The organism is Sutcliffiella cohnii, assembly GCF_002250055.1.
In the GTDB taxonomy this organism is placed as follows: domain Bacteria; phylum Bacillota; class Bacilli; order Bacillales; family Bacillaceae_I; genus Sutcliffiella; species Sutcliffiella cohnii.
Genome location: NZ_CP018866.1, coordinates 3,447,994 through 3,474,778, shown reverse-complemented (window position 1 = coordinate 3,474,778; position 26,785 = coordinate 3,447,994). Strand labels below are relative to the sequence as shown.

Annotated in this window: 25 protein-coding genes; 22 read left to right on the top strand and 3 right to left on the bottom strand. The window is 35.8% G+C overall.

Translation table 11 applies throughout. The annotated features are described in order from the left end of the window. Positions 1-26: 26 nt before the first annotated feature. The 13 genes from pepV to BC6307_RS17275 all read left to right on the top strand — a co-directional run bounded on the left by pepV (position 27) and on the right by BC6307_RS17275 (position 15,761). The gene (gene pepV, locus BC6307_RS17335; protein WP_066418993.1) at positions 27-1,442 is read left to right on the top strand and encodes a dipeptidase PepV; all 1,416 of its coding nucleotides are present in this window, start codon (positions 27-29) and stop codon (positions 1,440-1,442) included. Between the two features lie 148 nt (positions 1,443-1,590). Then, on the top strand, positions 1,591-2,751 hold the full coding sequence (locus BC6307_RS17330; RefSeq protein ID WP_066419057.1) for an MFS transporter: 1,161 nt from the start codon (positions 1,591-1,593) through the stop codon (positions 2,749-2,751). Between the two features lie 299 nt (positions 2,752-3,050). Further along, complete coding sequence (locus tag BC6307_RS17325; RefSeq protein WP_066421018.1) at positions 3,051-4,019, top strand: N-acetylglucosamine kinase; 969 nt, start codon at positions 3,051-3,053, stop codon at positions 4,017-4,019. A gap of 44 nt (positions 4,020-4,063) precedes the next feature. Beyond that, positions 4,064-4,984: an N-acetylmuramic acid 6-phosphate etherase gene (gene murQ / locus BC6307_RS17320; protein ID WP_094366157.1), complete on the top strand. Its 921-nt coding sequence runs from the start codon at positions 4,064-4,066 to the stop codon at positions 4,982-4,984. Positions 4,985-4,999: 15 nt separating this feature from the next. Beyond that, entirely contained in the window at positions 5,000-6,319 is a 1,320-nt protein-coding gene (locus tag BC6307_RS17315; protein WP_066421011.1) for an ABC transporter substrate-binding protein, read from the top strand. A 189-nt stretch (positions 6,320-6,508) separates the two neighbouring features. Further along, positions 6,509-7,426 carry a carbohydrate ABC transporter permease gene (locus BC6307_RS17310; RefSeq protein ID WP_066421008.1) on the top strand — a complete coding sequence of 306 codons (918 nt, stop codon included), beginning with the start codon at positions 6,509-6,511 and terminating at the stop codon, positions 7,424-7,426. Between the two features lie 15 nt (positions 7,427-7,441). Continuing rightward, positions 7,442-8,332: a carbohydrate ABC transporter permease gene (locus BC6307_RS17305; protein WP_084380723.1), complete on the top strand. Its 891-nt coding sequence runs from the start codon at positions 7,442-7,444 to the stop codon at positions 8,330-8,332. A 10-nt stretch (positions 8,333-8,342) separates the two neighbouring features. Beyond that, entirely contained in the window at positions 8,343-9,449 is a 1,107-nt protein-coding gene (locus BC6307_RS17300; RefSeq protein ID WP_066421006.1) for an ABC transporter ATP-binding protein, read from the top strand. A 19-nt stretch (positions 9,450-9,468) separates the two neighbouring features. After that, on the top strand, positions 9,469-10,140 hold the full coding sequence (locus BC6307_RS17295; protein WP_066421004.1) for a YesL family protein: 672 nt from the start codon (positions 9,469-9,471) through the stop codon (positions 10,138-10,140). 11 nt (positions 10,141-10,151) lie between these two features. Further along, entirely contained in the window at positions 10,152-11,312 is a 1,161-nt protein-coding gene (locus BC6307_RS17290) for an exo-beta-N-acetylmuramidase NamZ family protein (RefSeq protein WP_066421002.1), read from the top strand. A gap of 14 nt (positions 11,313-11,326) precedes the next feature. Next, on the top strand, positions 11,327-12,922 hold the full coding sequence (nagZ, locus tag BC6307_RS17285; protein WP_066421000.1) for a beta-N-acetylhexosaminidase: 1,596 nt from the start codon (positions 11,327-11,329) through the stop codon (positions 12,920-12,922). After that, positions 12,919-14,088, top strand: coding sequence for an anhydro-N-acetylmuramic acid kinase AnmK (anmK, locus tag BC6307_RS17280; protein ID WP_066420998.1), 1,170 nt, complete (start codon positions 12,919-12,921; stop codon positions 14,086-14,088). The genes nagZ and anmK overlap by 4 nt, the downstream gene beginning before the upstream one ends. 449 nt (positions 14,089-14,537) lie before the next feature. Continuing rightward, positions 14,538-15,761, top strand: coding sequence for an IS110 family RNA-guided transposase (locus BC6307_RS17275; protein WP_094366155.1), 1,224 nt, complete (start codon positions 14,538-14,540; stop codon positions 15,759-15,761). A gap of 271 nt (positions 15,762-16,032) precedes the next feature. Here BC6307_RS17275 and cysK read toward each other — a convergent pair whose 3' ends face one another. Next, positions 16,033-16,962, bottom strand: a complete 930-nt coding sequence (cysK, locus tag BC6307_RS17270) for a cysteine synthase A (protein WP_066413240.1) — start codon at positions 16,960-16,962, stop codon at positions 16,033-16,035. A 114-nt stretch (positions 16,963-17,076) separates the two neighbouring features. Here cysK and thpR point away from each other — a divergent pair, with 114 nt between their 5' ends. From thpR to BC6307_RS17240, 6 genes are all read left to right on the top strand, one after another. Beyond that, a complete protein-coding gene (gene thpR, locus BC6307_RS17265; protein ID WP_066413238.1) occupies positions 17,077-17,637 on the top strand; it encodes an RNA 2',3'-cyclic phosphodiesterase in 561 nt (186 codons plus the stop codon). Positions 17,638-17,643: 6 nt separating this feature from the next. Then, complete coding sequence (locus tag BC6307_RS17260) at positions 17,644-18,042, top strand: CidA/LrgA family protein (protein WP_235858078.1); 399 nt, start codon at positions 17,644-17,646, stop codon at positions 18,040-18,042. Next, positions 18,039-18,719, top strand: coding sequence for an LrgB family protein (locus BC6307_RS17255; RefSeq protein WP_066413237.1), 681 nt, complete (start codon positions 18,039-18,041; stop codon positions 18,717-18,719). The genes BC6307_RS17260 and BC6307_RS17255 overlap by 4 nt, the downstream gene beginning before the upstream one ends. A gap of 83 nt (positions 18,720-18,802) precedes the next feature. Continuing rightward, positions 18,803-19,735 carry an NERD domain-containing protein gene (locus tag BC6307_RS17250; protein WP_066413235.1) on the top strand — a complete coding sequence of 311 codons (933 nt, stop codon included), beginning with the start codon at positions 18,803-18,805 and terminating at the stop codon, positions 19,733-19,735. Between the two features lie 98 nt (positions 19,736-19,833). Continuing rightward, the gene (pulA, locus tag BC6307_RS17245) at positions 19,834-21,984 is read left to right on the top strand and encodes a type I pullulanase (protein ID WP_066413233.1); all 2,151 of its coding nucleotides are present in this window, start codon (positions 19,834-19,836) and stop codon (positions 21,982-21,984) included. A gap of 148 nt (positions 21,985-22,132) precedes the next feature. Then, the gene (locus tag BC6307_RS17240; protein ID WP_174522356.1) at positions 22,133-22,930 is read left to right on the top strand and encodes a phosphotransferase family protein; all 798 of its coding nucleotides are present in this window, start codon (positions 22,133-22,135) and stop codon (positions 22,928-22,930) included. Between the two features lie 4 nt (positions 22,931-22,934). Here the strand turns inward: BC6307_RS17240 and BC6307_RS17235 are convergent, their stop codons facing one another. Next, the gene (locus tag BC6307_RS17235; RefSeq protein ID WP_066413229.1) at positions 22,935-23,213 is read right to left on the bottom strand and encodes a YtzH-like family protein; all 279 of its coding nucleotides are present in this window, start codon (positions 23,211-23,213) and stop codon (positions 22,935-22,937) included. 174 nt (positions 23,214-23,387) lie between these two features. Between BC6307_RS17235 and trmB the strand changes: the two genes are divergently transcribed. Beyond that, positions 23,388-24,026, top strand: a complete 639-nt coding sequence (gene trmB, locus BC6307_RS17230) for a tRNA (guanosine(46)-N7)-methyltransferase TrmB (protein ID WP_066413227.1) — start codon at positions 23,388-23,390, stop codon at positions 24,024-24,026. Positions 24,027-24,135: 109 nt separating this feature from the next. Beyond that, positions 24,136-24,984, top strand: coding sequence for a YtnP family quorum-quenching lactonase (locus tag BC6307_RS17225; RefSeq protein WP_066413225.1), 849 nt, complete (start codon positions 24,136-24,138; stop codon positions 24,982-24,984). A gap of 115 nt (positions 24,985-25,099) precedes the next feature. Here the strand turns inward: BC6307_RS17225 and BC6307_RS17220 are convergent, their stop codons facing one another. After that, a complete protein-coding gene (locus BC6307_RS17220) occupies positions 25,100-25,423 on the bottom strand; it encodes a PepSY domain-containing protein (protein WP_066413223.1) in 324 nt (107 codons plus the stop codon). A gap of 256 nt (positions 25,424-25,679) precedes the next feature. Here BC6307_RS17220 and BC6307_RS17215 point away from each other — a divergent pair, with 256 nt between their 5' ends. Next, the gene (locus tag BC6307_RS17215; RefSeq protein WP_066413218.1) at positions 25,680-26,750 is read left to right on the top strand and encodes a M42 family metallopeptidase; all 1,071 of its coding nucleotides are present in this window, start codon (positions 25,680-25,682) and stop codon (positions 26,748-26,750) included. Positions 26,751-26,785: the final 35 nt, after the last annotated feature.

Below are 26,785 nucleotides of genomic sequence, written 5' to 3'. Positions count from 1 at the left end.
AAAGATAGAAAGGATGTTGACTTAAATTGAACAACATTAATTGGAATGAAGAAGTTGCTAAACGTAAAGACGAACTTATTGAAGAGACACAACGTTTTTTAGAAATAGAAAGTGTGTTAAGTGAGAAAGAAGGTAAGCAAACAGCTCCTTTTGGAGAAGGAATTGAGCAATCTCTACAATTTTTATTACATAAGGGTAAAAGTGATGGTTTTGTTGTAAAAAACGTAGACCATTACGCAGGACATATTGAATATGGTGATGGCAATGAGTTAGTAGGTGTCCTATGTCATGTTGACGTTGTTCCTGCGGGAGACGGTTGGACAAGTCCACCATTTAGTGCGGAAATACGAGACGGTAAAATATATGCACGTGGTGCAATGGATGACAAAGGTCCGACTATGGCGGCTTACTACGCGTTAAAAATTGTAAAAGAATTAGGCTTACCACTGTCTAAACGAGTAAGAATTATAATTGGGACGGATGAAGAAAGTGAGTGGCGTTGTGTTGACCATTACTTTAAAAAAGAAGAGATGCCAACAATCGGTTTTGCTCCAGATGCTGACTTTCCAATTATTTATGCTGAAAAAGGAATTGGCGACATTGAATTCAAGTACGAATTAATAGAAACGAAAGAGGAGAACGAAACAATAAAATTACAGGAGTTTGCTTCTGGACAACGTTTGAACATGGTTCCTGATTATGCAAAAGCAATCCTTCAATCAAAGAGCGATACAAATTCTATAGTAGAAGCTTTTGAAAAGTATGTTAAAAAGCATAGTTTAATTGGGAAGGTTGAAGTGGAAGAAAGAAAAGTAGAGTTTGAAATAAAAGGTGTTTCTGCACATGCGATGGAACCGAATAATGGGGTAAATGCTGGTCACCACTTAACGAGCTTTTTAACGATGTTAAATCTTGATTCAAACGGTGAAGCTTTTCTTGGATTTATTGAGAACAATTTAAGTCATGATTCTCGAGGAGGAAAATTAAATATTTCCTATACAGACGATATTACAGGCGACTTAACTGTAAATACTGGGCTAATTCATTATCAAGCTAGCCAAGGTGGTAAAATTGGAGTAAACATTAGATTTCCAGTAACTTGTAAGGTTGAAGATGTGGAGCATCAACTAACGAAGGTTGCTTTGCATAATCAATTTGTTTTAAGTAAATATAATGTTTCTCCACCACATCATGTTGCAAAAGATCATCCTCTTATTCAAACGTTGCAAAAAGTATACGAAGAACAAACAGGTGAAGAAGCGAAATTGCTTTCGATTGGTGGAGGGACATATGCAAGGTCACTAGAGGCAGGTGTAGCGTTTGGACCTCTGTTTCCCGGTAGAGAAGATGTAGCGCATCAAAAAGATGAGTACATTTATATTGAGGACCTATTAAAAGCAACTGCTATTTATGCACAGGCCATTTATGAACTAGCTAAATAAGGAATATTCTTAATGGTATTTCCGTGTTAAAATAAAAAGGTTACTCGTGTAGAGTAGCCTTTTAAAGCTTTAAAGGGCATATTTAAAGTAAAACTTAGTAGTAAATGAATATTTAGAAAAGAAGGTTTAGTCATTGAATGAAGCAACTATGAGAAAGTTTAGCCTTTTTTATTTTCTTACATTTTTTAGCTTTGGGGCATTATCGCCTTTACTTACTGTATATTTACAAGAAAATGTTGGTTTAACAGGTAGTCAAATTGGAATTATTTTATCGATAAGTCCAGTAGTTATTATTTTCATACAACCTATTTGGGGTATGATTAGTGATTATACGCAAAAGCCAAAAGGAATTTTGCTGATAACTCTGTTGTTAACAGCAATTTTTGGAATTCTTTACTCCTTTGTTGGCAGTTTTTATAGTATCGTGTTAATGGCATTCTTATTAGCTGTCACTCAAAGTGCCATTGTACCTATATCTGATAGCATTGCACTTAATGCTGTTCAAAAGACAAAAGGGGATTACGGATCTGTCCGACTTTGGGGAGCGATAGGGTTTGCTGTTGCAGTTTTAATAGCTGGTTGGCTGTCAGATTATTTTTCGTTGAAAGTAATTTTTTACACCTTTTCCATTAGTTTATTTTTAGCACTGCTTGTTACTGCTCGTTTACCGAAAGAAAATCAGTCGGTTAGTGTTAACATAAGAGACGGTATGAATCGATTAGTGAAAATACCAAAGTTTATGCTGTTCCTAGTAACAACGTTTCTAATCTTCGGACCTATTTTTGCGAATAACTTTTATTTTGGGCTATATATTACTGAAATTGGTGGAACTGTTGCTGGGGTCGGTATTGCCTTTTTATTTGCAGCAGGAAGTGAAGCACCTTTTATGAAAATAGCGGGTAGATGGATTCATCGCTTTGGGTTAATGAATATTATGATATTCGCTGGCTCTATTGGTGCATTGCGGTGGTTTTTTTACTTTTTAGATCCACCGTTAATGTTAGTGTATGTTACAACAGTGGTCCAAGGCTTATCCATCGGGTTATTTATCCCAGCTGCCCTTCAATATGTTAGAGATTCCACACCGGTAGAAGTGAGAGCCACTGCAGTTTCGTTATACTCTGCTGTTGGGAATGGATTAGGAAGTTGGTTTTGTACACTATTAGGTGGGTATATTGTTGAGTATTATTCCGTGTCTTATTTATATTTATTCTTTGGAGTATTGACTGTACTTGGTATTGTCATTGTGGTCGTCTTAAAAGGGATGGAGAACAAAGGAGAAAAGTTATTAGTCGGAAAAGAAGCCTGAGCGAGGGCTTCTTTTTTGGGTTTGGCGAGCCGCCTCCGCTTTTCGGATTGTCCAGCTCCGGCGGCTAGGTCCGGCTCAAACTTCACTTTTCCTCCGTGCGATAAGTCAACATCGACTCACTACGTTCGTCGTGTTTCCTTTATCTCCTGCGGAAAAGCTCCAGTTTGATTGGACCTGAACAAGCCGCCTCCGCTTTTCTGTTTGAAATAATATTTTACTTTCATAAAATTATATTGACATGTTAGTTCATGGAATTTATACTAAAGGTAATATTTACAAAACTGTTAGGAGAAGCAGCTATGATTATTGGTATTGATGGTGGAGGGACGAAGACGACTGGTATTTTAGTGGATTATAATGGTGTTGTCGTTTCGAAAGCTACAGTCGGTGCATCTAATCCGAACGGTGTAAGAGAAGTTGACATTCGTAATGAGTTAACTTTGTTGTTCTCGCTTTTAACAGAAAAGAAACCGCTTTCAAAGGTAGTGCTCATTTATGCGGGTATATCAGGAGTAGAAAGTGGAGGGAAAAAAGAATGGATGACCTCTCTTATTAAAAGTATAACTGGTCAAAACATTCGTGTAATAGTAGAAAATGATGCGATTACTGCTCTTTATTCGGGAACAAAAGGTAATCCAGGGATAGTGACTATTTGTGGTACTGGTTCTATTACATATGGACTTAACGAGAGTGGTGAACGAAGTAGGGTCGGTGGCTGGGGTTACTTAATTAATGATGGCTGTAGTGGCTTTGCTCTAGGGAAATCATTACTCGAATATGTTTTTTCAGAATATGACAAAGGAAAACTACCTTGTCACTTAACACATGCAGTATTGCAACATTTTAAACGGAATAGTGTCGCAGAGCTGATCCCACACATATATGAGCTAGGGAAATCTAGGGATATAGTTGCTAGTGTTGGAAAAGTAGTTGTACAGTATGCTCGAAATAATGATAAAACATGTCTAGATATTTTAAGGGTAGCTGCAGAGCAGGCGGTAAGTGATATTAATATATTATATAAAAAATTATTTCACTCTACTATTCAAGATACTGTAATACCAATCGTCTTAACGGGAGGAATTGTCGAGCATTCGGAGGAACTCGTTTCATTTATTCGGAAGGAAATAGAGGTATTAAATAAAACGTATCACATTATCCAACCGAACTGTCCGCCAATTGTAGGAACAATATACGCCTCATTAAAAATGTTAAATAAAGAAATTAATACGAGAATAATAGATACGTTAGAAAAACAGCTAGTTTAGTATAATCTTGTCGGTTTATATAGACAATAAAGGTGATGTGATTAATGGGAGTAGAAAACTTACAGAGTATAATAACTGAGCAACAAAATAGAAAGACGCTACAAATAGATAGGCAAAGTACAGAAGAGATACTTTCAATTATTAATGAAGAAGATCAAACGGTACCACATCATATTAAAAAGGAAATAGGTAGTATATCCGCAGTAGTAGACCAAGTAGTTGCTGCTTTTGAAAACGGTGGTCGTTTGTTTTATATTGGTGCTGGTACATCTGGGAGAATTGGTATTTTAGATGCTTCTGAATGTCCTCCAACTTATGGTACACCACCTGAAATGGTTCAAGCTATTATTGCGGGTGGAGAAGAAGCTATTTTTCGAGCGGTAGAAGGTGCAGAAGACAATGAGCAACTCGGTGCAGATGATATCGAAAAATATAAAATAACGAAAAAGGATGTAGTAATAGGAATTACTGCTAGTGGAAGAGCACCTTACGTATTAGGTGCCTTAAAAAAGGCCAAAGCGATAGGTGCAACTACAGTTTCTTTTACTTGTGCAAAAAAAACAATACTTAATGAAGTGGCAGATTACAAAATTAATATAGAAGTAGGTCCAGAAGTTATTACTGGTTCCACTAGAATGAAAGCTGGGACTACTCAAAAGTTAGTTTTAAATATGATTACTACCTCATCTATGATAAAAATCGGTAAAGTGTATCAAAATTTAATGGTTGATGTTCAGCCTTTAAATAAAAAGTTAGTCGATCGAGCAAAACGGATCATTCAAAATGTTACTGGCTGTACAATGGAAGAAGCATCAAAGCTTTTTGAACAATCTAACGGAAATCCGAAATTAGCTATCATTATGTACAGTTGTGATGTTGATGTTCAAACAGCAATAAATCTATTAAATTCTTCACACGGGTTCGTTTATAAGGCCATTAAGGCTTATAATAATAATATAAACTAAAAGGGGAGTATGTGAATGAAAAGGGGTTTTAGTTTAGCGTTAATTTTATTACTCGTAGCATCTATCATATTAGGTTGCTCCAACAGTTCTTCGTCAGGATCCAAAGACGTTGTAAAAGTATGGACATATCCTGTTCACGGTGATTATGAGCCAGAACTACAAGAGTTAATTAAGTCATTTGAAGCAGAAAACGAAAATATTAAAATCGAGTATGAAGTATTATCATGGGCAGAAGGTCCGCAAAAATTTGATATTGCTTTAAACTCAGGAAATCCACCAGATATTTACTTCGGTAAACCACAAGGTAAATATGTAGACTCTGGGCTTGCTGTTGACTTAACAGGTAAGCTAAATGTAAATGAAAGTGATTATAACGATGTTGCATTAGACCATATGAGAATTGAAGGCGGTTTATACGGCTTACCTATCTACATGTTCCTACATGTATGGGGTGGTAATAAACAGCTTATGGAGCAATATGGAATTGATTATGAGAAAATTCAAACAGAGGGCTGGACTTGGGCAGAATTTAAAGAGTTAGCAGCTAAAGGTGTAACGACGAAAGCTTCCGGAGAGCAACAGTACGGTTTTGTTTTCCAAGGAAATAACGAAGAATTATTAGATCATTTAGCTTTAAATAATGGGCTTCCATATCGTTTCAACGAAGATGGTATTACATGGAACGATGATAAAATATTAGAAACGATGCAGTATATTCGTAGTTTAATAGATGATGGCATTATGCCAAGAGAAACAGCAGCTGTTGATCCAGCTAAACGTATGGAGCTATATTACAACCACCAAGCATTATTTTTCGGCCGTGCCATCCCTTATTTTGATCCAGTAGTGGAAGCACATAATGAAGAAATTAAAGAAGGTAAAGTTGAAGGAGAAGAAGTTAATTTCGTTCTTTTACCAATTCCACATAACGAAGGTCAAGAGCAAGTTTCATTCGGTGGTTCAGAAGGATACATGTTATTCACGCAAAAAAATGCGAAAGAAGACCATGTTAACAACAGTATTAAAGTGTTAGAGCATTTAACTAGTGCTGAAGCTGGTCAATCAGCTGCTGCATTAGCTTTACCACAAGTTCATAAAGATGCTGAAGGTAAGTTTGAAATGCCATTAGCTCCTTATAATGAAGTAGCGGCAGAGGTACTTGCTTCTAAAGTATTACCACCAGCTAAAGTGTCTGCAGCTGCAAAAGCGAAAGATGATCGTTTCCGTACGGAAGTCGTAATCCCTACATTCCAAGGAATATTAAGTGGAGAGGTTACTCCAGAGGAAGCATTAGAAACATTTAAAACTAAAGGAACTGAAATTTTTGCTAAGTAATGAAAAGTGGGGAGGGGGAATGTGCCTCTTCCCCTTTTTCTACAAAACTAGTCATGTATTATAACGTTAGTGTCCTAGGCAATCATAAGCCATTTTCTTCTATAAAAATAATTAGGAAACTGTCTTATGCTTGTTAGGACTGACAGCAAAAAATATGTGCATACGCTTTTAAAAAAAGGAGGGGTTTCGATGTCGAGCAAAGCTGATATAACTGTTCCAAGAAAGTTCGATATCTCCCAATTCATAAAAGATTATGGTTGGTGTTACGCATTTATTGCAATTCCGATAGTGTTGTTTTTAATGTTTACTTTGTTTCCAGTAGGCTATGCATTCATTATGAGTTTTCAAAAATACCATGTATTAGGTTCCACATGGGTAGGCTTAGACAACTATAAAACGATGCTTCAAGATGATATTTTTTGGAAGTCGATGAAAAACACATTTATATTTACGATAGGAACCGTTCCTGTCAATGTTGCTATCACATTATTCCTTGCAGTTCTCATTTTCCCAAGAGCACAAAAAGCCCAAACTTTTTTTAAAGCTTCTCTTTACTTACCTACTGTCGCATCTGGAGTAACAATTGCCCTCGTCTGGTTTTGGATTTATGATCCTACAACAGCTGGTTTATTTAATATGTTTCTAGGGTTGTTAGGGATTGATAACGTCATGTGGCTAGGACAAAGTAGTACAGCCTTACTATCTATTATGTTAATGTCCTATTTAACAGGTCATGGAGCAGGTATTATTCTTTACTTAGCTGCAATGGGTGGTATTCCAAAATCTCTTTATGAAGCAGCTGATATTGATCATGCTTCTAGTTGGTCAAAATTTAAGAATATAACATGGCCATTATTAAAACCGACAACATTATACTTGTTAGTTACTGGTATCATTATGAGTTTCCAAGTATTTATGAGCATTTATTTAATGACCCAAGGTGGTCCTAACTTTGCAACAACAACCATTGCTTATTTAATATATGTACATGCGTTTGAATATTATCAATTCGGTCTGGCAGCTGCAGAATCTTTTGCACTAGGAGCAATTATTATTGTAGCTTCTGTCATTCAATTTAAAGTAATGTCTTCGGATGTTGAGTTCTAGAAAGGGGGCGTCATAATGGAAGTTAAAGTGAATCAAACAGAGTATGCCCAAATCGCATTAAAAAAAGAAAAACAGCGAAATAGAAAAAAGAAAATTTATAGTGTTGTAAGCTACGCAATATTATTGTTTTGGGTTGTTCTTACAATTATTCCTTTATACTGGATGGTTATCTCTTCATTTCGTGATACAACCGTATCCGTTTCATTTCGCCCGGAATGGTTTCCGTCGCAACTTACACTATCAACCTATATTAGGTTTTTAACAGAAACGGATGCATTAAGATGGTTATTTAACAGTTTGTTCGTATCGAGCGTATTAACACTTACAAATGTCATTTTTTCATCTTTAGCTGGTTACGCATTTGCAAAGCTTAAATTTCCAGGGAGAAATACAATCTTCTGGATCTTGCTTAGTACGATGATGATTCCTGCTCAAGTAACATTAATTCCTGTTTACATTATGATTGTTAATATTTTCGGTTTAGTAGATACGTATCTTGCTATTATGCTTCCGATGTTTACAGTAGTAGGAAATATATTTTTAATGAAGCAATATATGTCAACGCTTCCGACAACATTGATTCAGGCTGCAAGAATAGATGGGTGTAGTGAATTTGGTATTTTTCGAAAAGTTATACTACCTATTTCAAAGCCTGGAGTTGCTGTATTAGCGATATTTACCTTCGTATCAACATGGAATGAGTTCTTTTGGCCATTTCTAGTTACGCAATCTAGCTCAATGAGAACGATACAAGTTGGTCTAGCAAGTTTTAAATTCCAAGATGCTACTGATTATGGGGCTATGATGGCTGGTTCAGTACTCGCTGCATTACCTATGTTTATATTATTCTTTGCGTTACAACGATATTTCCTCCAAGGTATTACGATTGGTGCAGTGAAAGGATAGGTGAATTTTTATGGCAAGAATATTGATGGAAAATATAACGAAAACATTTATAGATGATAAACGAGGTGGCACGTTTACAGCAGTAAATGATGCTAGTTTTGAAATAAAAGATAAAGAGTTTTTAGTATTCGTTGGTCCTTCTGGATGTGGCAAAACGACGAGTCTTAGAATGATTGCTGGATTAGAAAGACAAACTTCAGGTAATATCTATATTGATGAAAAATTAGTTAATAATATGCATCCGAAAGATCGTGATATTGCGATGGTTTTCCAAGACTATGCTTTATATCCGCATATGACAATCGAGGAAAATTTGGCGTTCGGTTTAAAAAACATGAAAGTATCTAAGCAAGAAATTAAAGAAAAAATTGACTATGCGACGAAAATATTAGGTTTAGAACAACTTCTTGATAGAAAGCCGAAAGAACTCAGTGGTGGTCAGAGACAGCGTGTTGCGGTCGGACGTGCAATTGTACGTGACCCAAAAGTGTTTTTGTTCGATGAACCACTTTCTAATTTAGATGCTAAACTACGTGTACAAATGAGGATTGAACTTGCGGAGTTACATAGAAGATTAGGCGCAACTATCGTTTATGTAACACACGATCAAGTAGAAGCGATGACGCTTGGCGAACGAATTGTAGTTATGAACCAAGGAGAAATACAACAAATTGCTACACCGAGAGAATTGTACCGAAATCCAGCTAATATGTTTGTAGCAGGATTTATCGGTTCACCACCGATGAACTTTTTTGATTGTGTCTTAGAAACAGCATCAACGATAAAAATTGGTGACTTGACCTTTACTTTACCTGAAAAATTAATAGAACGATATAGAAGTTTTGTCGGGAAGAAAGTAGTATTAGGGTTAAGGCCAGAAGATATATATGATGAAGAATTTGCTTTTTCTGTAAATAAAACAAATAAAGCTCGGATGAAAGTGAAAGCGATAGAACATTTAGGTGGAGAAAATTTAGTTTACTTTCATGTTGGTGAGCGTATTATTACAGCGAAAGTTAGTGGGGAAAGCTTTATAAGAGCTGGTGAAGAGAAAAGCTTCGTATTCAACTTAGAAAAAATGCATCTCTTTGATCCGGTAACAGAAAAACGTATTTAACATAAAGGGAGAGATTAATATGGATGGATTAACACACGTATTACGGATAACGGGAAAAGAGTATTATAAACATATTGTATCGATGGTATTAATAAGTTTAATTATTGCTACGATTGTTAGTCCTTCCGTCTTTCTTATTAAACTTCCTTTTGCTGTACTCTATTTATTACTAATTAGTGGACCTCTTTTAGTAGGAGCTGCATGGACGGTTCAGCAATTATTATTAGATAAAGGTACGTCTGTTTGGAAAACATTTTTTATCGGTATGAAGAAATACTTCTTTTCTAGTATTGCATACAGCATGTTTTTATCGTTTTTCATCATAATTGTGTTAGCTTCTTGGTGGCATTGGAGTCAAGTTGGCGGCACCTTTGCTTTTGGTTTGGCTTGCTTCCAAACGTATTTTTGCGGAATGATTTTTATGAGTCAAATCTATACGTTACCTCTATTAGTAAAGTACGAATATTCATTAAAAAACAGTATTTTTTTAAGTGTAAAATACTTAATTAAAAATCCAATATATACGATGCTAGCATTTATACAAATTGTATCTATCTTTGCTTTATTGTTATTAACAGTAGTTGGATTAGTTATTATTTTCCCGAGTTTGTCGACGCTGTTTAGCAATTTAGTAGCAAGCAATGTGATTGCGAATGACAATGAAGTCGAGTATCACTCTTTAAGTGTGTAAGGAGGAAAAGGATGATTCACGTTTCATATGGGATTGATACGTTTTTAACAAATACATTGGAAAAATGGTCTGGAAAGCGGATAGCACTTGTAACGAACCAAACGGGGATTACGTCTTCTTATCAATCTACTATCGATGTTTTAAATAGGGAAAAATCGATACAGTTAGTTAAATTATTCGCATGTGAACACGGTATACGGGGTAACGTGCAAGCGGGAGTCCATATAGAAAATCACAAGGATGAGAAAACTAGTTTACCTGTTTATAGTTTATACAGTACTTCGAAAAAGGTATCTACAACATTATTAGAAGATGTAGATGCCGTTTTTTTTGATATTCAGGATGTAGGAGTACGTTTTTATACGTATTTAGCAACAGTTAAAAATTTGATGGAAGCTTGTTTACAAACAAATACTTCTCTAGTTGTTATGGATCGACCTAATCCAATTGCACCGTTTACGGATGGAAATATATTAGAGGATGATTTCACCTCATTTGTTGGTCCGTACCGTTTGCCTATTTGTACCGGACTTACGGTAGGAGAGTATGCTCAGTTAATAAAAGTAGAATGTTTTCCAAAAGTAGACTTACATATTAGTAAAATGAAAAATTGGAATCGATCGATGTGGGGAGACCAGTGGAACAATGTTTGGATACCACCATCACCTAATATTCCTCATGCTACAACGACTCTGTATTATCCGATAAGCTGCTTCATTGAAGGAACTAATCTTTCAGAAGGAAGAGGAACTACAAAGCCGTTTGAATGGATTGGAGCACCGTGGTTTAAAGTAGATGAGGTAATAAGTCATTTTACTAAGAAGGAATTAGCAGGAATTAAAATTATACCCACTTACTTTACGCCGACAATGAGTAAGCATCATGGGGAATTTTGCTCTGGCATTCAATTAGTAATAACGGAACGTACTGAAATACATATTGCAAAAACGGCATATGAATTGTTACAAACAATTTTTGCAGTTCATAAAGAAGCAGACTGGCTACCGCCGTTTAAAAAAGGAATGCCCCCCTTTATCGATTATTTGTGGGGAACAGACAAAGTAAGAAAAGGGATAGATGATGGAAAGTCATATTGTGAATTAACGATAGACTGGTCAAAAGGAATAGAAGAGTGGAAAAGTAGGATACAAACAATTTTACTATATTCATAAAGGGGATTGGTGAAATGAAAAACGTAAGAACGATGACATTAAAAGAAAAAATTGGTCAAATGTTTATGGTCGGATTTTCAGAAAAGGAACCGAGTGTCGAAATACAAACGATGATTGAACAATATCATGTAGGGGGAGTTATTTATTTTACGAGAAATATTGAATCTCCTGAGCAAGTTCATCGTTTATCATCACAGTTACAACGATTCGTACCGACAAATCCGTTATTCATTTCGATTGACCAAGAAGGTGGTATGGTCGCTAGAATTACCGAAGGAGTAACGTTGAGTCCTGGTAATATGGCGTTAGGTGCAACCCAAAATAAGGAAGCCGTGTATCAATTAAATAAAATAGTAGCAAGTGAGTTAACAGCTCTAGGTATTAATATGAATTTTTCACCGTGTATCGATGTTAACAATAATCCTAAAAACCCTGTTATTGGTGTGAGGTCTTATGGAGAAGATCCTTATTTTGTTGCTGCCATGGGGAATCAAGCGATTGACGGTTTACAGTCAGAGAATGTTTCTGCTGTTATAAAGCATTTCCCAGGGCATGGCGATACAAATGTTGATTCTCACTTATCACTTCCGGTTATTCCGCATTCATTAGAGAGATTAAAAGAAATAGAGCTAGTACCATTTGCCTCAGCTATTAAGCAAGGGGTAGATGCTGTAATGGTTGCACACGTTTCTTTTCCTGCTATCGAACCAGATAACGTTCCAGCAACATTATCAAAAAGGATGATAAATGGCTTGCTAAGAAATTATTTGCAATACGATGGAGTTGTTATGACCGATTGTATGGAAATGAATGCAATCATAAATTATTACGGAATAGAGGAAGCGACAATACTTGCTATTGAAGCAGGCAATGATATTGTTCTGATAAGTCATTCATTTGATAGGCAGCAAAGAGCAATAAAGGCTGTAATAGGTGCTGTAAATGACGGTCGTATTTCGGAAGACGCTATTAATCAGTCGGTGGAACGCATTTTACGATTGAAACAGAAGCGTCAACTACAAAAAGAAATGCAAAACTGGAATAGTGCTAAAAAGAATATTGCACAATCTGATAACTTAGCTTATGCACAAAAAATAAGTGAACAATCGATAACAGTATTAAAGGATAATGGTGTTTTACCTATTGATAAAGATTCCAACACTTTACTTGTTTCAGTTAACCCTAACGTTGCAACAGAGGTGGATGAAACGTTGGCAACGAATGTCACAATAGGAACATATCTTGGGCAACATATAACGAGTTTAGAAGAGGTTCATGTAACAACAACCGTTACTGATCAAGAAATGACAGAAATAATGTTGATGGCAAAAAATGCGGATAAAGTTATCGTTACAACGTACCAAGCTAGTGCAAACCCTAGTCAAGTATCATTAGTTCAAATGTTATTAAAACAATATAATGAAAAATTGGTGGTTGTTGCTTTAAGAAGCCCATACGATATTGAGCTTTTTCCAAATGTAGCTACATATATTGCTACTTATGAGAGTAGACCATTAGCATTACAGTCAGTTAGTAAAGTATTGATAGGTGAATTACAAGCTAGTGGGCAACTTCCTGTCCAGCTTCCGATGGATGTGTACCGGTCATGATACCTTCTTTACAAAAGCTGTGGACTAAGAATGAAAAAATAGGTATTGGGCTTATGTCTGGAACATCTGTCGATGGGGTGGATGTAGCTGTTATTAAAGTCAGTGGAAATGGGTTAAGTACTAAGTATTCCTTACTAGCTTTTGATACTATCCCTTTTCCAGAAAAATTAACCGAACGAATATTTAATCAGTTTAATCCACAAACAAGCTCTGTTGATGTTTTGTGTAGTATTAATTTTGAATTAGGAACTATATTTAAAGATGCTGCAGAGAAGGTTGTGGAAGCAAGTGAGCTTAGAAAAGAGGATATAGATTTCATTGGATCACACGGACAAACGTTTTATCATATCCCAAAAGAAAAAGAAGGGTTACTTCGCTCTACTCTTCAATTAGGGGAGGCTTCTATTTTAGCACAACATTTTCAATGTCCGGTTGTGTCAGATTTCCGAGTTCGCGATATTGCAGCGGGTGGAGAAGGGGCACCTTTAGTTCCTTATATAGACTACTTAATGTTTGGTCAGCAAGAAAAAAATATCGCTTTGCAAAATATCGGTGGAATTGGAAATGTTACTTTTTTGCCAAAGGGGTTAGAAAAAGAACACGTCATTGCGTTTGATACTGGTCCAGGTAACATGGTAATAGACGAGGCAGTGAAAATATTAACGGGTGGAAAGCTACAATTCGATAATGAAGGTGAAATTGCTAAAAAAGGAACACCTAATAAGGAAACAGTCGCCCGTTTGCTTGAAAATCCCTACTTTTCTTACAACATACCAAAAAGTACTGGAAGAGAGCGGTTTGGTGCTCAATATACGCGAGAGTTAGTCTCTCAATTGAGGGAACAGCAGTTATCGATAGAAGATATTATAGCTACGGTTACGATGTTTACAGCAGCATCTATCATAGATCAATATAAACGGTTTATTCCTCAAGGAATAGATGAATTGATTGTAAGTGGTGGTGGAGCGTACAATAAAACGCTGTTGAAGTATTTAAGTGAGTCTTTTTGTGTGAAGACGCAGGAAGATATCGGGTTTTCGAGTGATGCAAAAGAGGCGATTGCTTTTGCTCTTTTAGCGAATGAAACACTTTCTGGGAATGCTAACAATTTGCCTGTTGCGACAGGGGCGAATGAGTCGGTTGTGTTAGGGAAAATTATTATATAATGAGAAAGGCTTCTCTTCTTTAATAAAAAGAGAAGCCTTTCTATATATTTCGCAAATGGAATCTGTCACCTTGAAATAGGAGTCACTTGGAATTAATCCGTTCCTCTACGCTACGGACATTTGCTTTCCGCGGGCGTGGCTTGAGCCTCCTCCTCGCTCCGCTCGTGCGGGGTCTCAAGGCTCACGCTTCCCCCGCAGTCTTTCATGTATTACAAGCTATACACCACAGAGAATGAAAATGGTTTTTGCGTGGCTATACTAATGCTACGGCTGGATGAGGAAGGTCGTGACTCCTTGGTGTGTGTGAGCCCTCCCCGCAGTCTGACTCCTTCGACCACGGTGCATCACAGATTGTTGCTCCCTTTATGGGAAGCACTCATGGTAGATTAACCCTATTCTGGTTGTTGCACCAGCCTCAAAACTTCTTCGCCGTAGAAAGGATGTTTTCAATGGAAGTAATCATTGAGAATGCTTGTGGTATGGATGTCCACAAGGATAGCATTACTGCATGTGCCATTACACCAAAAGGAAAGGAGATTGAAACTTTTTCAACTAAAACTATATATCTTATAGAGTTGGTGGACTGGGTTAAGAAACACAACTGTACCCATGTGGCGATGGAAAGTACAAGTGTCTACTGGAAACCTATTGTCAATTTACTAGAAGCAGAAGGTATTGAATTTCTAGTTGTGAATGCTCAACATATTAAAGCTGTTCCTGGGCGTAAAACCGATGTGAAAGATGCCGAATGGATTGCCAAATTACTTCGTCACGGTTTACTTAAAGCTAGTTATATTCCTGACCGAAATCAGCGAGAATTACGTGAACTTGTGCGTTATCGTCGTAGCATTATTGAAGAACGTGCCAGACAATATAATCGGATTCAAAAAGTGTTAGAAGGAGCTAATATCAAGCTTGGCTCTGTTGTTTCTGACATTATGGGAGTTTCTTCTCGTGATATGCTTCGATCCATAGCGGAAGGGAATGAAGACCTTGAAGAGTTAACAAACTTTGCGAGAGGAAGAATGAAAAATAAAAAAGATGAATTGAAACTCGCACTTCAAGGGTATATTCAAGAACATCAACGATTTATGATAAAAACGATTATGGATCATATCGATTTCCTAACTGAGCAAATCGATAAACTAGACAAAGAGATAGAAAAAAGGATGGAAGACGATCAAGAAGACATAGATCGTTTAGATTCCATTCCTGGCATTGGAAGAAAAATGGCGGAACAAATGCTTGCAGAAATTGGTCCAAATATAAAAGAGCAATTCCCGACTGCACCCCAACTATGTTCATGGGCGGGTTTAGTTCCAGGAAATAACCAAAGTGCTGGAAAACGTAAGTCATCCAAAACGATGAAAGGAAACAAATATCTTAAATCAGCACTCATTGAAGCAGCTCATTCTGTTCGAGGGTCTAAAAACTACCTTGGTGCACTTTACCGTCGGACTGCTTCACGTAAAGGTAAAAAGCGTGCAGCAGTTGTTGTAGCCCATGCGATGTTACGAATCTCCTATTATCTCTTAACACGAAAGGAAATGTACGTAGATCTAGGAGAAGACTACTTCGATAAGCAAAGACAACAGTCCATTGTTAGACATTCACTACGAAGATTAGAAAATTTAGGCTACACCGTGACACTAGTTGAACCAAAAGTTTCATAAAGAGATCCCAAAAAGTCGATAGATTTTTGAGTATGACGCTCTCCTCAAAAAAACAAGAATAAGCTGCGTCTAATTTAGTATTGCCATTTTTCCATATTTTAGTGCTATATTTTCATGGTAGGAGTCAAATGTCCTCCGCTCCGATCCACTCACGTTTCTAAACATTGAAATTATGAAACATAAAACGTGAAAAGTTGTTTCGTATTACGCATTTCCCCTTCTATTGTTTAATCAATAGTTTTTTCCTTGGTGTTTTCTTTATTAGAATTTACTACATCATAAATAAATCAGTTGATAAGTATCTTTCGCCTGTGTCGCAAGCGATGCAAACGACGATGTCGTCTTCTGTGAGTCGTTTTGCTACTTCGATAGCAGAGAAGCATGCCGCACCTGAAGATGGGCCTACAAGTATACCTTCTTCTGATGCTAACCTTCGAGCAGTTTCGTAAGCATCTTCATCTTTAATTTTAAAAATTTCTTCATACACGTCTTGGTTTAGTATTTCTGGAATAAACCCCGGGCTCGTGCCAACTAGTTTATGCTTTCCGGGTTTACCACCAGATAAGACAGGTGAGCCGGCGGGTTCTACTACGTGAACAGTGACGTTTGGATATTTTTCCTTTAATACTTCGCCCGTACCCGTAATCGTGCCACCAGTTCCAGCTGTCGCGACAAAGGCAGATAAAGGCTTTCCTATTTGGTCCATCGCTTCTATAATTTCTTTTGCCGTAGTATGTCTATGAGCATCAGGATTTGCGAAGTTTTCAAATTGCATCGGCATGAAGCTATTAGGAATTTCATTAACAAGTTCTTCTGCTTTTTTTATAGCACCAGGCATTTTATCCTCACCCGGAGTTAAAACAACGTCTGCTCCGTATGCTTTTAATAAATTAATTCTTTCTTGGGACATCGTATCTGGCATAACAAGTATTGCTTTATACCCGCGAGCTGCTGCATTCATAGCTAGCCCAATTCCTGTATTGCCACTCGTTGGTTCGATAATTGTAGCACCAGGTTGGATAAGTCCTTTTTTTTCAGCTTCTACAATCATATTGAAGGCAGCACGATCTTTTACACTTCCGCTTGGATTAAAAAATTCAAGCTTTAAGTAAACCGTTGCCGCGCCTTTCGGAACGAGTCTATTTAATTTAACTAATGGCGTATTTCCAATAAGGTCTGCCATACTGTTTATAACTTTCATTCTAACACGCCTTTCTTTCTTCTATTAATCCAATCTGTATAATTTGTATTTTACCATATAATATTAAAAAGAATAGAAATACGACCATACATAATAAGAGAGGATAAGATACGTATGAATACACAAAAACATTATTTTCTTGCAGTTAAACTTCCTGAAACAATAAAAAACGATTTTGCACTATATACAGAAAAAATAAAAGACGAACTTCCTTTTCAAAGGTGGGTTCATCGTGAAGACTTGCATATTACACTTGCATTTTTAGGGTATGCAACAGAGGAGCAATTACACAACATAAATAAAATAATGCCGTCGATTGCAAAGAAATATGAAGCTCTTTCATTAAAATTAACCACTTTAAATACATTCGGAAAGAAAGAAAGTCCGAGAATTTTATGGTATGGAGTAGAGGACAATAGTGAATTACACGCACTGAGACAAGATATATTTTTGGAATGTGAACGATTAGGTTTTTCTTTAGATAAGAGACCGTTTCATCCGCATATTACGTTAGCTCGAAAGTGGAAAGGGGGAAATTTCTCAGAGGAATTTTTAATACCTTTCCATACAATCAACAGGCTTTTTTTAGCAAGCGAATTTGTTCTTTATCAAACTAATCTTCAATCTGTACCAAAATATGAGATAATACATTCATATACATTTAAAGAGGGGTAACGAAAAGTGAAATGGTTAAAAATAATGTTTCAAATTATCATTCTTTACGGCTTTTATCGAATAGGCGTCGTTATTCAACAAACGTGGAATATTCCGATTCCAGGTAGTGTTATTGGAATGGTACTATTATTTCTATTATTAATGCTAGGAATAGTTAAAGTAAACACCCTCAAAACAGGAGCATCTACATTATTAGTTTATATGCCACTATTATTTATTCCAGCAACAGTCGGTGTAATGGATTACTTTTCCTTATTTGTAGGGAAAGGCTTTTTGGCCATTTTAGCTGTTTTTATTAGTACATTATTAGTGATGCTCATCTCAGGATTGTTAGGTCAAAAAGCAGCCACTTACTTAGAGAAAAAAGAAGAGCAAAATAATAGTAAAGAAGAGGAAACAGCATGAGTAGTTTCTTTATATTGCTAACGATTATCGTATTTTTAGCGATGAGAAAATTGTACATTAAAATAAAGAATCCACTATTGTTGCCAATCGTTACAAGTGTAATAGCTATTATCGTTATTTTAATATTATTTGATTTCGAATATGAGACGTATATGACAGGTGGAAGATGGATTCATGAATTGCTAGGTGCAGCTGTTGTAGCTTTAGCATATCCACTTTATGAACAAAGAAAGAAAATGATAAAATATAAAACTCCTCTTTTCATCGGAATTGGTAGTGGCATCACTTCTGGTATTGTAACAGGCTTCATTTTTGTAAACTTTATTTCATTAGATAAAAGTATTGCTATTTCGATACTACCAAAGTCAGTAACTGCACCAGTTGCAATGGATTTAGCTACTATTTCAGGTGGTATTCCAAGTTTAGCGTCAGTTTTTGTCATGATTGCAGGCGTTAGTGGTGCTGTTTTAGGGCCGTATATTTTAAAAAGTGTAGGGGTAAAGCATTATATTGGAATAGGTATAGCGTACGGGTGTGCATCTCACGGTATAGGTACTGCGAAGGCGATAGAATATGGTGAAAAGGAAGGGGCAGTTAGCTCTATTAGTATGACATTGTCTGCCTTAATCTATGCACTAATTTTACCTCACGCTATTAGTTACTTCATGAGTTTTTAAGGTTCTCACATTAAGATTTACATTATAGGCGATTATAAAAGGCAAGATTTTCTCATCTAAAGGGAAATAAGGAAGGGTTACTTATGGCACAACTGTTAAAATTACAAGATTATATTTCTCGTTATGAAACAGACATATATCGATACTCTAATCAATATATTCGATTTAAGAAGCAGCAGTGGAATGCATTACAACAAGCAAAAGAAAAACTACATACAGAGCCAACTTTTTCTGAGGAGATGGCGGAAGAGCAAAAAGAAACGAGACTATCAAGTCTCTGGAATAATATAAAGCGGAAAAAAGACGAAACACCATTCATAAAAGAGGAACAAAATAATAATGAGAACGGTGAACTCCTTATAGATTACAAACATATTATTCAAAATAGCCGTTCTGAAAAGGAAGAAAAACAATTATTTTTAGATGCGCTATACCCATATCAATTAAGATGGGCGAGTTCTACTATACGAGAGATGTCATTTTTAAATAAAGAATACAAACAAGATCCACTGTTAAAATATTTTTTACAACGTTTTCCGGATACATACTTTTTAATGTATCATCCGATTATTATTGCAAAGCAAGCACCAGTCCAATTAGAACATATTTTCATAACCCCAACGGAAATAGTATGTATGACAGTATTAGAAGAAGGGGAAGGATATGTGTACTTAGGGGAAACCGGTCGTTTTTGGAAGTTGAGGGATGGACAATCAGAGCGTAAGATTGTTAATCCGTTAATTAGTTTAAATAGAATGTTTAACATCGTCCAAAACATAAAAGAGCATTATTCGATTGAAATACCTATAAAGAAGGTTGTTTTATGTAAGGATGGCTATATCGATTTTGCTGACAAACCGTCTGATATTGAATGGATAGATAAACGATCCTACGAAGACTGGTTTACAAAAATGCGAAAAAACACGCTAAGTATGAAACACACACAATTAAAAATTGCTACAAAACTTTTACAACATTGTCAATCTACGTTTGTAGAGCGGCCGGAATGGAAATAAGTAAAGAGTAAATGTTTTATTAATTGTATGCTCATTTTTTCAAGTGATAAAATGGGCATTTCTTTATATGTTATATGTTTAGTAAAGGGGTGATGAAATTGTTAGTAGTAAAAAGAGATTTTGAAGCATTTTTAGACAAAATGGATGAAATAACGATACTTCTTCCGAATAACACTTTTAATGGCGACAGTACTCATTTTACAATAACATACAATGACAAATCAGAGCCTTTAACAATTACGGATGTACAACAATTAGAAAATGCCAAAAAATACGTATGCAGTTCTGCCTTTCCGCTAAAGGTTGAGAATAGCTATACAATAATAGATGAACATAACCGAAAAACGGATCTGCAAATCGGGGCTGTTATAAGAACGGAATTATTTGACGAACTTTTTTTCTATGATAAAAACGACCTCGGTGTAACGTATAGTCAGGAAGAATGTAGTTTCTGCCTATGGGCACCTTCCGCAAGTGCAGTAAAAATAAAAATAACTACCCCTGAAGGAAAAGTCTCGAAATACAGTTTAATTCGATCAGAAAAAGGTACATGGAGAATTACGTTAAAAGGGGATTTAGAAAAGTATGAATATACTTTTTTAGTATGTGTAAATTTAATATGGCGAGAAGCTATTGATCCATACGCAACAGCTGTAACCGTTAATAGTTCTGCGGGAGTTATTATTAATCCAAAAAAAATAAAGGAAGTAAAAAAATTCAGTTTGCCAACTTTGCAAAACCCTACAGATGCGATCATATATGAGCTTCATATTCGTGATTTTTCTGTTCATCCTTCTAGCGGTATGAAGCATAAAGGTAAATATTTAGCTTTTACTGAAAAAAACACAACAACATTAAATGGAAAGCCTTCAGGACTACATTATTTGAAAGATTTAGGTGTTACGCATGTGGAATTACTTCCAGTGAACGATTTTGGTGGAGTAGATGAAGAAAATCCATCAGCACAATATAATTGGGGCTATAACCCAATTTGTTTTAATAGTCCAGAAGGAAGTTATTCAGAAAATCCATCAGATCCTTATAGTAGAATAGTGGAGCTCCAAAAAGCTATTCAATCATTACATGAGGAAGGATTAAAAGTAATTATAGATGTAGTTTATAATCATGTATATGTAAGAGAAGATTCGTCTTTTGAAAAAATAGTACCCGGGTACTATTTTAGACATGATGAACATGGGATGCCATCGAATGGCACAGGAGTTGGCAACGATATTGCTTCTGAACGAAAGATGGTACGAAAGTTTATTATAGACTCCATCGCTTTTTGGTTAACAGAATATGATGTAGATGGCTTTAGGTTTGATTTAATGGGTATTTTAGATATCACTACGATGAACAGTATAAGAGAAAAAGTAGATAGTATTAAACCTGGTTGTCTACTATTAGGAGAAGGTTGGGAACTTAATACTCCTCTTCCTTCCAATGAAAAAGCAATGATTAGCAACAGTAAGCTAACGAATGGAATAAGTTATTTTAATGATTATTTTCGAGATCAAATAAAGGGGAGTACGTTTAATTTGTTTGATCGAGGGTATGTATTAGGAAATAAACATAAAATAATATCGTTAAAGCAAAGCGTTGCGGGGTCTGTAATAAGTGGAAACGAAGGAAAAGGATTGTTTCATAGCCCATCTTGCTCTGTAAACTATGTCGAGTCTCATGACAACCATACGATGTGGGATAAGATGAATGTTTGCCTTGCACATGAAAATGAAGTAGTAAGGAAGAAACGTCAGCAACTAGCAATTTCGATCGTCCTTTTATCACAAGGTATACCATTTCTACATGCTGGCCAAGAGTTTTTTCGGACGAAAAATGGTGATGAAAATAGTTATCGTTCACCTGACAACATTAATTGGTTAGACTGGGCTAGAAAAGACGAGAACGAAAGTACCGTAAAATTTGTAAAAGGGTTAATTTCAATAAGAAAATCCCATGGGGCTTTTCGATTTTCATCGAGAGAGCAAATTAAGGAACATCTAGTATTTTTTAAGGAGTCGGAAAATACGCTAGCTTATCATCTTACAAATGTAAAAAAATATGGAGAATGGAAAGATATAGTTATTATTCATCATAGCGGTTTAGAAAACATAAAAATTGAACTCCCAAACGATCAAGAATGGAAAATGCTTGTATATGATCAAAAATCTAGTATTACGCCACTGTTTTCAGTGAAAAAAATCATTGATATGCCTATAATAAGTACCGCCGTTTTAATGCAACAATAATTGGTTTATAACAAGTACTTGATTTAATAAGAAAATGGAGATAAAATTTAAAAGATAGCTATTGTAAATTGCTCAGTAGCTGTCTTTTTTGTTTAAAACAAATAATGACAAGTTTAAAAATAAATTGAAATGAAAAGTAGTGTTGAAATTGAAGGTGAAATGGTTGGAGCATTTATTAGGTGATGAATGGGAAATAAGCCCGGCAGGTGGCCAAACCGGCGAAGCTTATTCCGCTATAAATCAAGATAAAAGGCTGTTCTTAAAAAGAAATTCCTCTCCATTTTTAGCTGTTTTGTCAGCTGAAGGTATTGTCCCAAAATTAGTTTGGACAAGACGGTTAGAAAATGGAGATGTCATAACAGCACAACATTGGGTAAGTTCGCGTGAGCTTAAACCGAGTGATATGAATATGGAGAGTGTTGCTAAGCTACTTAAGAAAATACATCATTCTAAAGAGCTTCTTGATATGCTAACTCGTTTAGGAAAAGAACCACTTGACCCTAAAATGATATTAGATGATATTCAAAGTCAGCTTTCACCCGAACTTTTTCAATTGGAATTGATTCAAAATGCACTCCAATATTTAAAGCGTGAATTACCTAACATGCATTATCGTGAAAAGGTAGTTTGCCATTGCGATTTAAACCATAACAATTGGCTTCTTTCGAATGAAGACGAGCTTTTTCTCATTGATTGGGATGGGGCAATGATTGCAGACCCAGCTATAGATATAGGAATGCTATTGTACTGGTATATCCCAAAAGACGAATGGAAGGCCTGGTTAGATACGTACGGCCTACCATTAACGGACAGTTTAAAGCAAAGAATGCATTGGTATGTTATAGCTCAAACAATATTATCCATCCATTGGTATACTCAAAAAAATATAGAAAAAGAAAGTTCATCATGGTTACAATATTTAAAAGGCTTACTATCTAATTCGTAATCGATTATGAATATTGGTCGATACTATCAATCCAATTTGTAAGCTGATCTTGGTGAGCTAGCACGTGATCATTCACATTTTTTATATTTCGACCAGTTTGACTATATGAATAAATATCAGAAAGAATATTTTTTACATTTTGATCAATGTCTGCATTTACCATTAATGACTTAATAAGTCGCTCTAACTGTTCATATTCGGCTACAGAACCACAACAATCAAATTGGTGGTCAGCTAAAATATCCTTCAATACGTGTAACTGGTCTTGATAATTTAACGACATACGCATTTACACTCCTTTTCACATGACTATAAATAGAGTTTGACGGTTTTCATATTCTTATACATGACAAAAATCGGTCTTTCCCTTTAGATCGGTTTTTTCCTTTGTTTCATTACATGTATTTATAAATAACAGAAAGTTGTACTATACAAATGAATAAGATGAGGTGCTATCATGAGAATTCGTAATAAGCCTTGGGCAAGTGATTTTATCGCTCAAAATCCACAATACATTATTCCTAATCCTGAGGAGTTAAAAGGGAATTGGCATAAGTTGTTTGGTAACGATAATCCGATTCATATAGAGGTTGGAACTGGTAAAGGAAGCTTCATAACTGGTATGGCTAAAGCAAACCCGCATATTAACTATATAGGAATTGAACTTTTTGAAAGTGTTATTGTAAAAGCTTTAGAACGTGTAATTGAATTAGGGGCTCCTAATGTAAAATTATTACAAGTGAATGCAGCTGATTTGCTAAATTACTTCGCTCCTTCTGAAATAGGGCAAGTTTATTTAAATTTTTCGGATCCTTGGCCGAAAAAAAGACATGAGAAAAGAAGGTTAACTTATAAAGGCTTCCTTGATATATACAAGGAAATTTTAATTGATAATGGAGAAATTCATTTTAAAACAGATAACCGTGGTTTATTCGAATTTTCATTATTAAGTTTTAATGAATATGGTCTGAAACTAAATTATATTAGTTTAGACCTTCATAAAAGTAACTTCGAAGGTAATATAATGACCGAGTATGAGAAAAAGTTTTCTGAAATGGGACAACCTATTTATCGCTGTGAAGTTCAATTTGTATAAAAAGAGAAGCTAGGTCTAATAGGCCTAGCTTTTAACATGTATATTTCTATTAATTGAATAATGCGACTTTACGGTCACGATGATACAATAGGAAAAGGGAGGGAATGCAATGGAAACTTTAAAATTAGGCGCTTGGAAACTGACGTGGTTAGATGGGGGAGTAACACACTTAGATGGTGGAGCGATGTTTGGAGTAGTTCCTAAGCCGTTATGGGACAGAAAATATGGGGTAAATGAAAAAAATCAAATTGAGCTTCGTACAGATCCGATATTGCTACAAACAGGTAATGAAAATATATTAATTGAATCAGGAATTGGTAATGGCAAACTAACAGAAAAACAAAAAAGAAATTTTGGGGTTTTATCTGAATCACATGTTCAAAACAATTTAGAAGCATTAGGGTTAACTGTACATGATATTGATATCATTCTCATGACACATTTGCATTATGACCATTCATGTGGATTAACCGTTTGGGATGAAGAGAAGCAAGATTACCAACCAGTCTTTCCGAATGCAACCATTTACGCTTCCCAAATAGAGTGGGATGAAATGAGAAATCCAAACGTGAGATCAAAAAATACATATTGGGAAATGAATTGGAAAAGCATTCAACATCAAATAAGAACGTTTCAAGAAGAAATTACAATTATCGAAGGAATTCGAATGATTCATACAGGTGGTCATAGTGATGGTCACTCAATTATTGAGATAATAAACGGAGGGGAGATGGTGCTACATCTTGCTGATTTAATGGCAACCCATGCACATCAACCACCACTTTGGGTAATGGCATACGATGATTATCCAATGACTTCTATTTTTGCTAAAGAAAAGTGGTTACAATACGGACAAAAGCAAAATGCTTGGTATACTTTTTATCATGATGCTTATTACCGTGCGATAAAATGGGATGACTCCTTTACGATAACAGATAGTGTTAAAAGGGTTCGTTAATGACCTATTTTTTAAAAGATGTATTATATAAAATAAAAGCGTTGACATGACAGTCAGCGCTTTTTACGGTTAAGGAACAATCAGGAATATTTGAAGTGTTAACGCTCTTATCCCCTTAAACTCCCACAGGATCAAGCTTTTGTACATCTAATATAGTTCCATTCAGCTTATCAACGATAAATTCATATTGTTCTAATTCGCCATTTACTCTTCTCGATATTCCTCCTCGGAATACATCGTGAGGTACTTCATTACGGAAATATTTTTCAGGTACCATATGAATCCAACTTCCATCCACTGGTCCTTTCTGCTTGAAAGCATCTTTCGCAATTTTTAACGCTTTTTCAGGTCTAATGGGCTGATCTTTAGTTGCTTGATGTACAAGGAGAGCAGCAGCTACTCCAACACCAGCACCTAAGAGAAATGTTTTCCACTTCAATATTATCCCTCCTCTTTAGGTAATACTATCTATAGCCTTTTAGCTTTAGTGTATGCTTTAAAAGGATTCTTATTTTAGCTTTAGAAAAGAAATTTTTTATATAACAGTATTAGGCGAATGTCTTCTCCGTTTCATTATACATTTATTTAAAAAGAATTGTAACTAGTAACTGGAAAGAGCGGAAAAAGTTCGGTACAATAATAATAAAAATATTTAGATAATCTAAATACATTAGAAAAGAAAAGGGGAACTACATATGAATAATGAAACGAAGCAATTATTTCAAACGTTAACAGAATTACCTGGTGCCCCGGGTTTTGAACATCAAGTTCGTAAATTTATGCGATCCGAGTTAGAAAAGTATTCGGATGAAATTGTGCAAGATAAACTAGGAAGTGTGTTTGGGGTAAAACGAGGAGATCAAAACGGTCCAACTATAATGGTAGCAGGTCATATGGATGAAGTTGGTTTTATGGTTACGTCGATTACGGAAAATGGAATGCTACGATTCCAAACACTTGGTGGCTGGTGGAGTCAAGTACTATTAGCTCAACGTGTGCAAGTCATTACAGATAACGGCCCGGTTATTGGCGTAGTTGGTTCTATTCCACCACATTTATTAGACGAGGCGAAACGTAGTAAGCCGATGGAAATTAAAAACATGTTAATTGATATTGGTGCTGATAATAAAGAGGATGCTCTACGTATTGGTATTAAACCAGGTCAACAAATTGTTCCAATCTGTCCTTTTACACCGATGGCGAATGAAAAGAAATTGTTAGCGAAGGCGTGGGATAACCGTTACGGTTGTGGTTTATCGATTGAACTATTAAAGGAACTTCAAGGAGAAACAATTCCGAACATTTTATATTCTGGTGCAACGGTTCAAGAGGAAGTTGGTCTTCGCGGTGCACAGACAGCAGCAAATATGATTAAGCCGGATATTTTCTTTGCTCTAGATGCATCGCCAGCTAATGATATGACTGGAGACAAAAACGAATTTGGTCAATTAGGAAAAGGAGCTCTCTTAAGAATATTTGACCGTTCCATGATTACACATCAAGGAATGAAGGATTTTATTTTAGATACAGCAGAATCTAATAATATTCCTTATCAGTATTTCATTTCACAAGGTGGTACAGATGCTGGAAGAGTTCATATTTCTAATGAAGGAGTTCCTTCAGCAGTAGTTGGAATTTGCTCGCGTTATATTCATACACACGCATCTATCGTTCATGTTGATGACTATGCAGCAGCAAAAGAATTATTAGTGAAGCTAGTGAAATCATCAGACCGTTCAACAGTAGAATCAATAAAAGCAAGATAATAAAAAGGAAAGAAAAGCGATGAGGAATTGGCCTC

Coding starts and splice junctions, on each gene's coding strand:
- BC6307_RS17330 (WP_066419057.1), top strand. CDS start 1,591: ATGAGAAAGTTTAGCCTTTTTTATTTTCTTACATTTTTTAGCTTTGGG.
- BC6307_RS17325 (WP_066421018.1), top strand. CDS start 3,051: ATGATTATTGGTATTGATGGTGGAGGGACGAAGACGACTGGTATTTTA.
- murQ (WP_094366157.1), top strand. CDS start 4,064: ATGGGAGTAGAAAACTTACAGAGTATAATAACTGAGCAACAAAATAGA.
- BC6307_RS17315 (WP_066421011.1), top strand. CDS start 5,000: ATGAAAAGGGGTTTTAGTTTAGCGTTAATTTTATTACTCGTAGCATCT.
- BC6307_RS17310 (WP_066421008.1), top strand. CDS start 6,509: ATGTCGAGCAAAGCTGATATAACTGTTCCAAGAAAGTTCGATATCTCC.
- BC6307_RS17305 (WP_084380723.1), top strand. CDS start 7,442: ATGGAAGTTAAAGTGAATCAAACAGAGTATGCCCAAATCGCATTAAAA.
- BC6307_RS17300 (WP_066421006.1), top strand. CDS start 8,343: ATGGCAAGAATATTGATGGAAAATATAACGAAAACATTTATAGATGAT.
- BC6307_RS17295 (WP_066421004.1), top strand. CDS start 9,469: ATGGATGGATTAACACACGTATTACGGATAACGGGAAAAGAGTATTAT.
- BC6307_RS17290 (WP_066421002.1), top strand. CDS start 10,152: ATGATTCACGTTTCATATGGGATTGATACGTTTTTAACAAATACATTG.
- nagZ (WP_066421000.1), top strand. CDS start 11,327: ATGAAAAACGTAAGAACGATGACATTAAAAGAAAAAATTGGTCAAATG.
- anmK (WP_066420998.1), top strand. CDS start 12,919: ATGATACCTTCTTTACAAAAGCTGTGGACTAAGAATGAAAAAATAGGT.
- BC6307_RS17275 (WP_094366155.1), top strand. CDS start 14,538: ATGGAAGTAATCATTGAGAATGCTTGTGGTATGGATGTCCACAAGGAT.
- cysK (WP_066413240.1), bottom strand. CDS start 16,962: ATGAAAGTTATAAACAGTATGGCAGACCTTATTGGAAATACGCCATTA.
- thpR (WP_066413238.1), top strand. CDS start 17,077: ATGAATACACAAAAACATTATTTTCTTGCAGTTAAACTTCCTGAAACA.
- BC6307_RS17255 (WP_066413237.1), top strand. CDS start 18,039: ATGAGTAGTTTCTTTATATTGCTAACGATTATCGTATTTTTAGCGATG.
- BC6307_RS17250 (WP_066413235.1), top strand. CDS start 18,803: ATGGCACAACTGTTAAAATTACAAGATTATATTTCTCGTTATGAAACA.
- BC6307_RS17235 (WP_066413229.1), bottom strand. CDS start 23,213: ATGTCGTTAAATTATCAAGACCAGTTACACGTATTGAAGGATATTTTA.
- trmB (WP_066413227.1), top strand. CDS start 23,388: ATGAGAATTCGTAATAAGCCTTGGGCAAGTGATTTTATCGCTCAAAAT.
- BC6307_RS17225 (WP_066413225.1), top strand. CDS start 24,136: ATGGAAACTTTAAAATTAGGCGCTTGGAAACTGACGTGGTTAGATGGG.
- BC6307_RS17215 (WP_066413218.1), top strand. CDS start 25,680: ATGAATAATGAAACGAAGCAATTATTTCAAACGTTAACAGAATTACCT.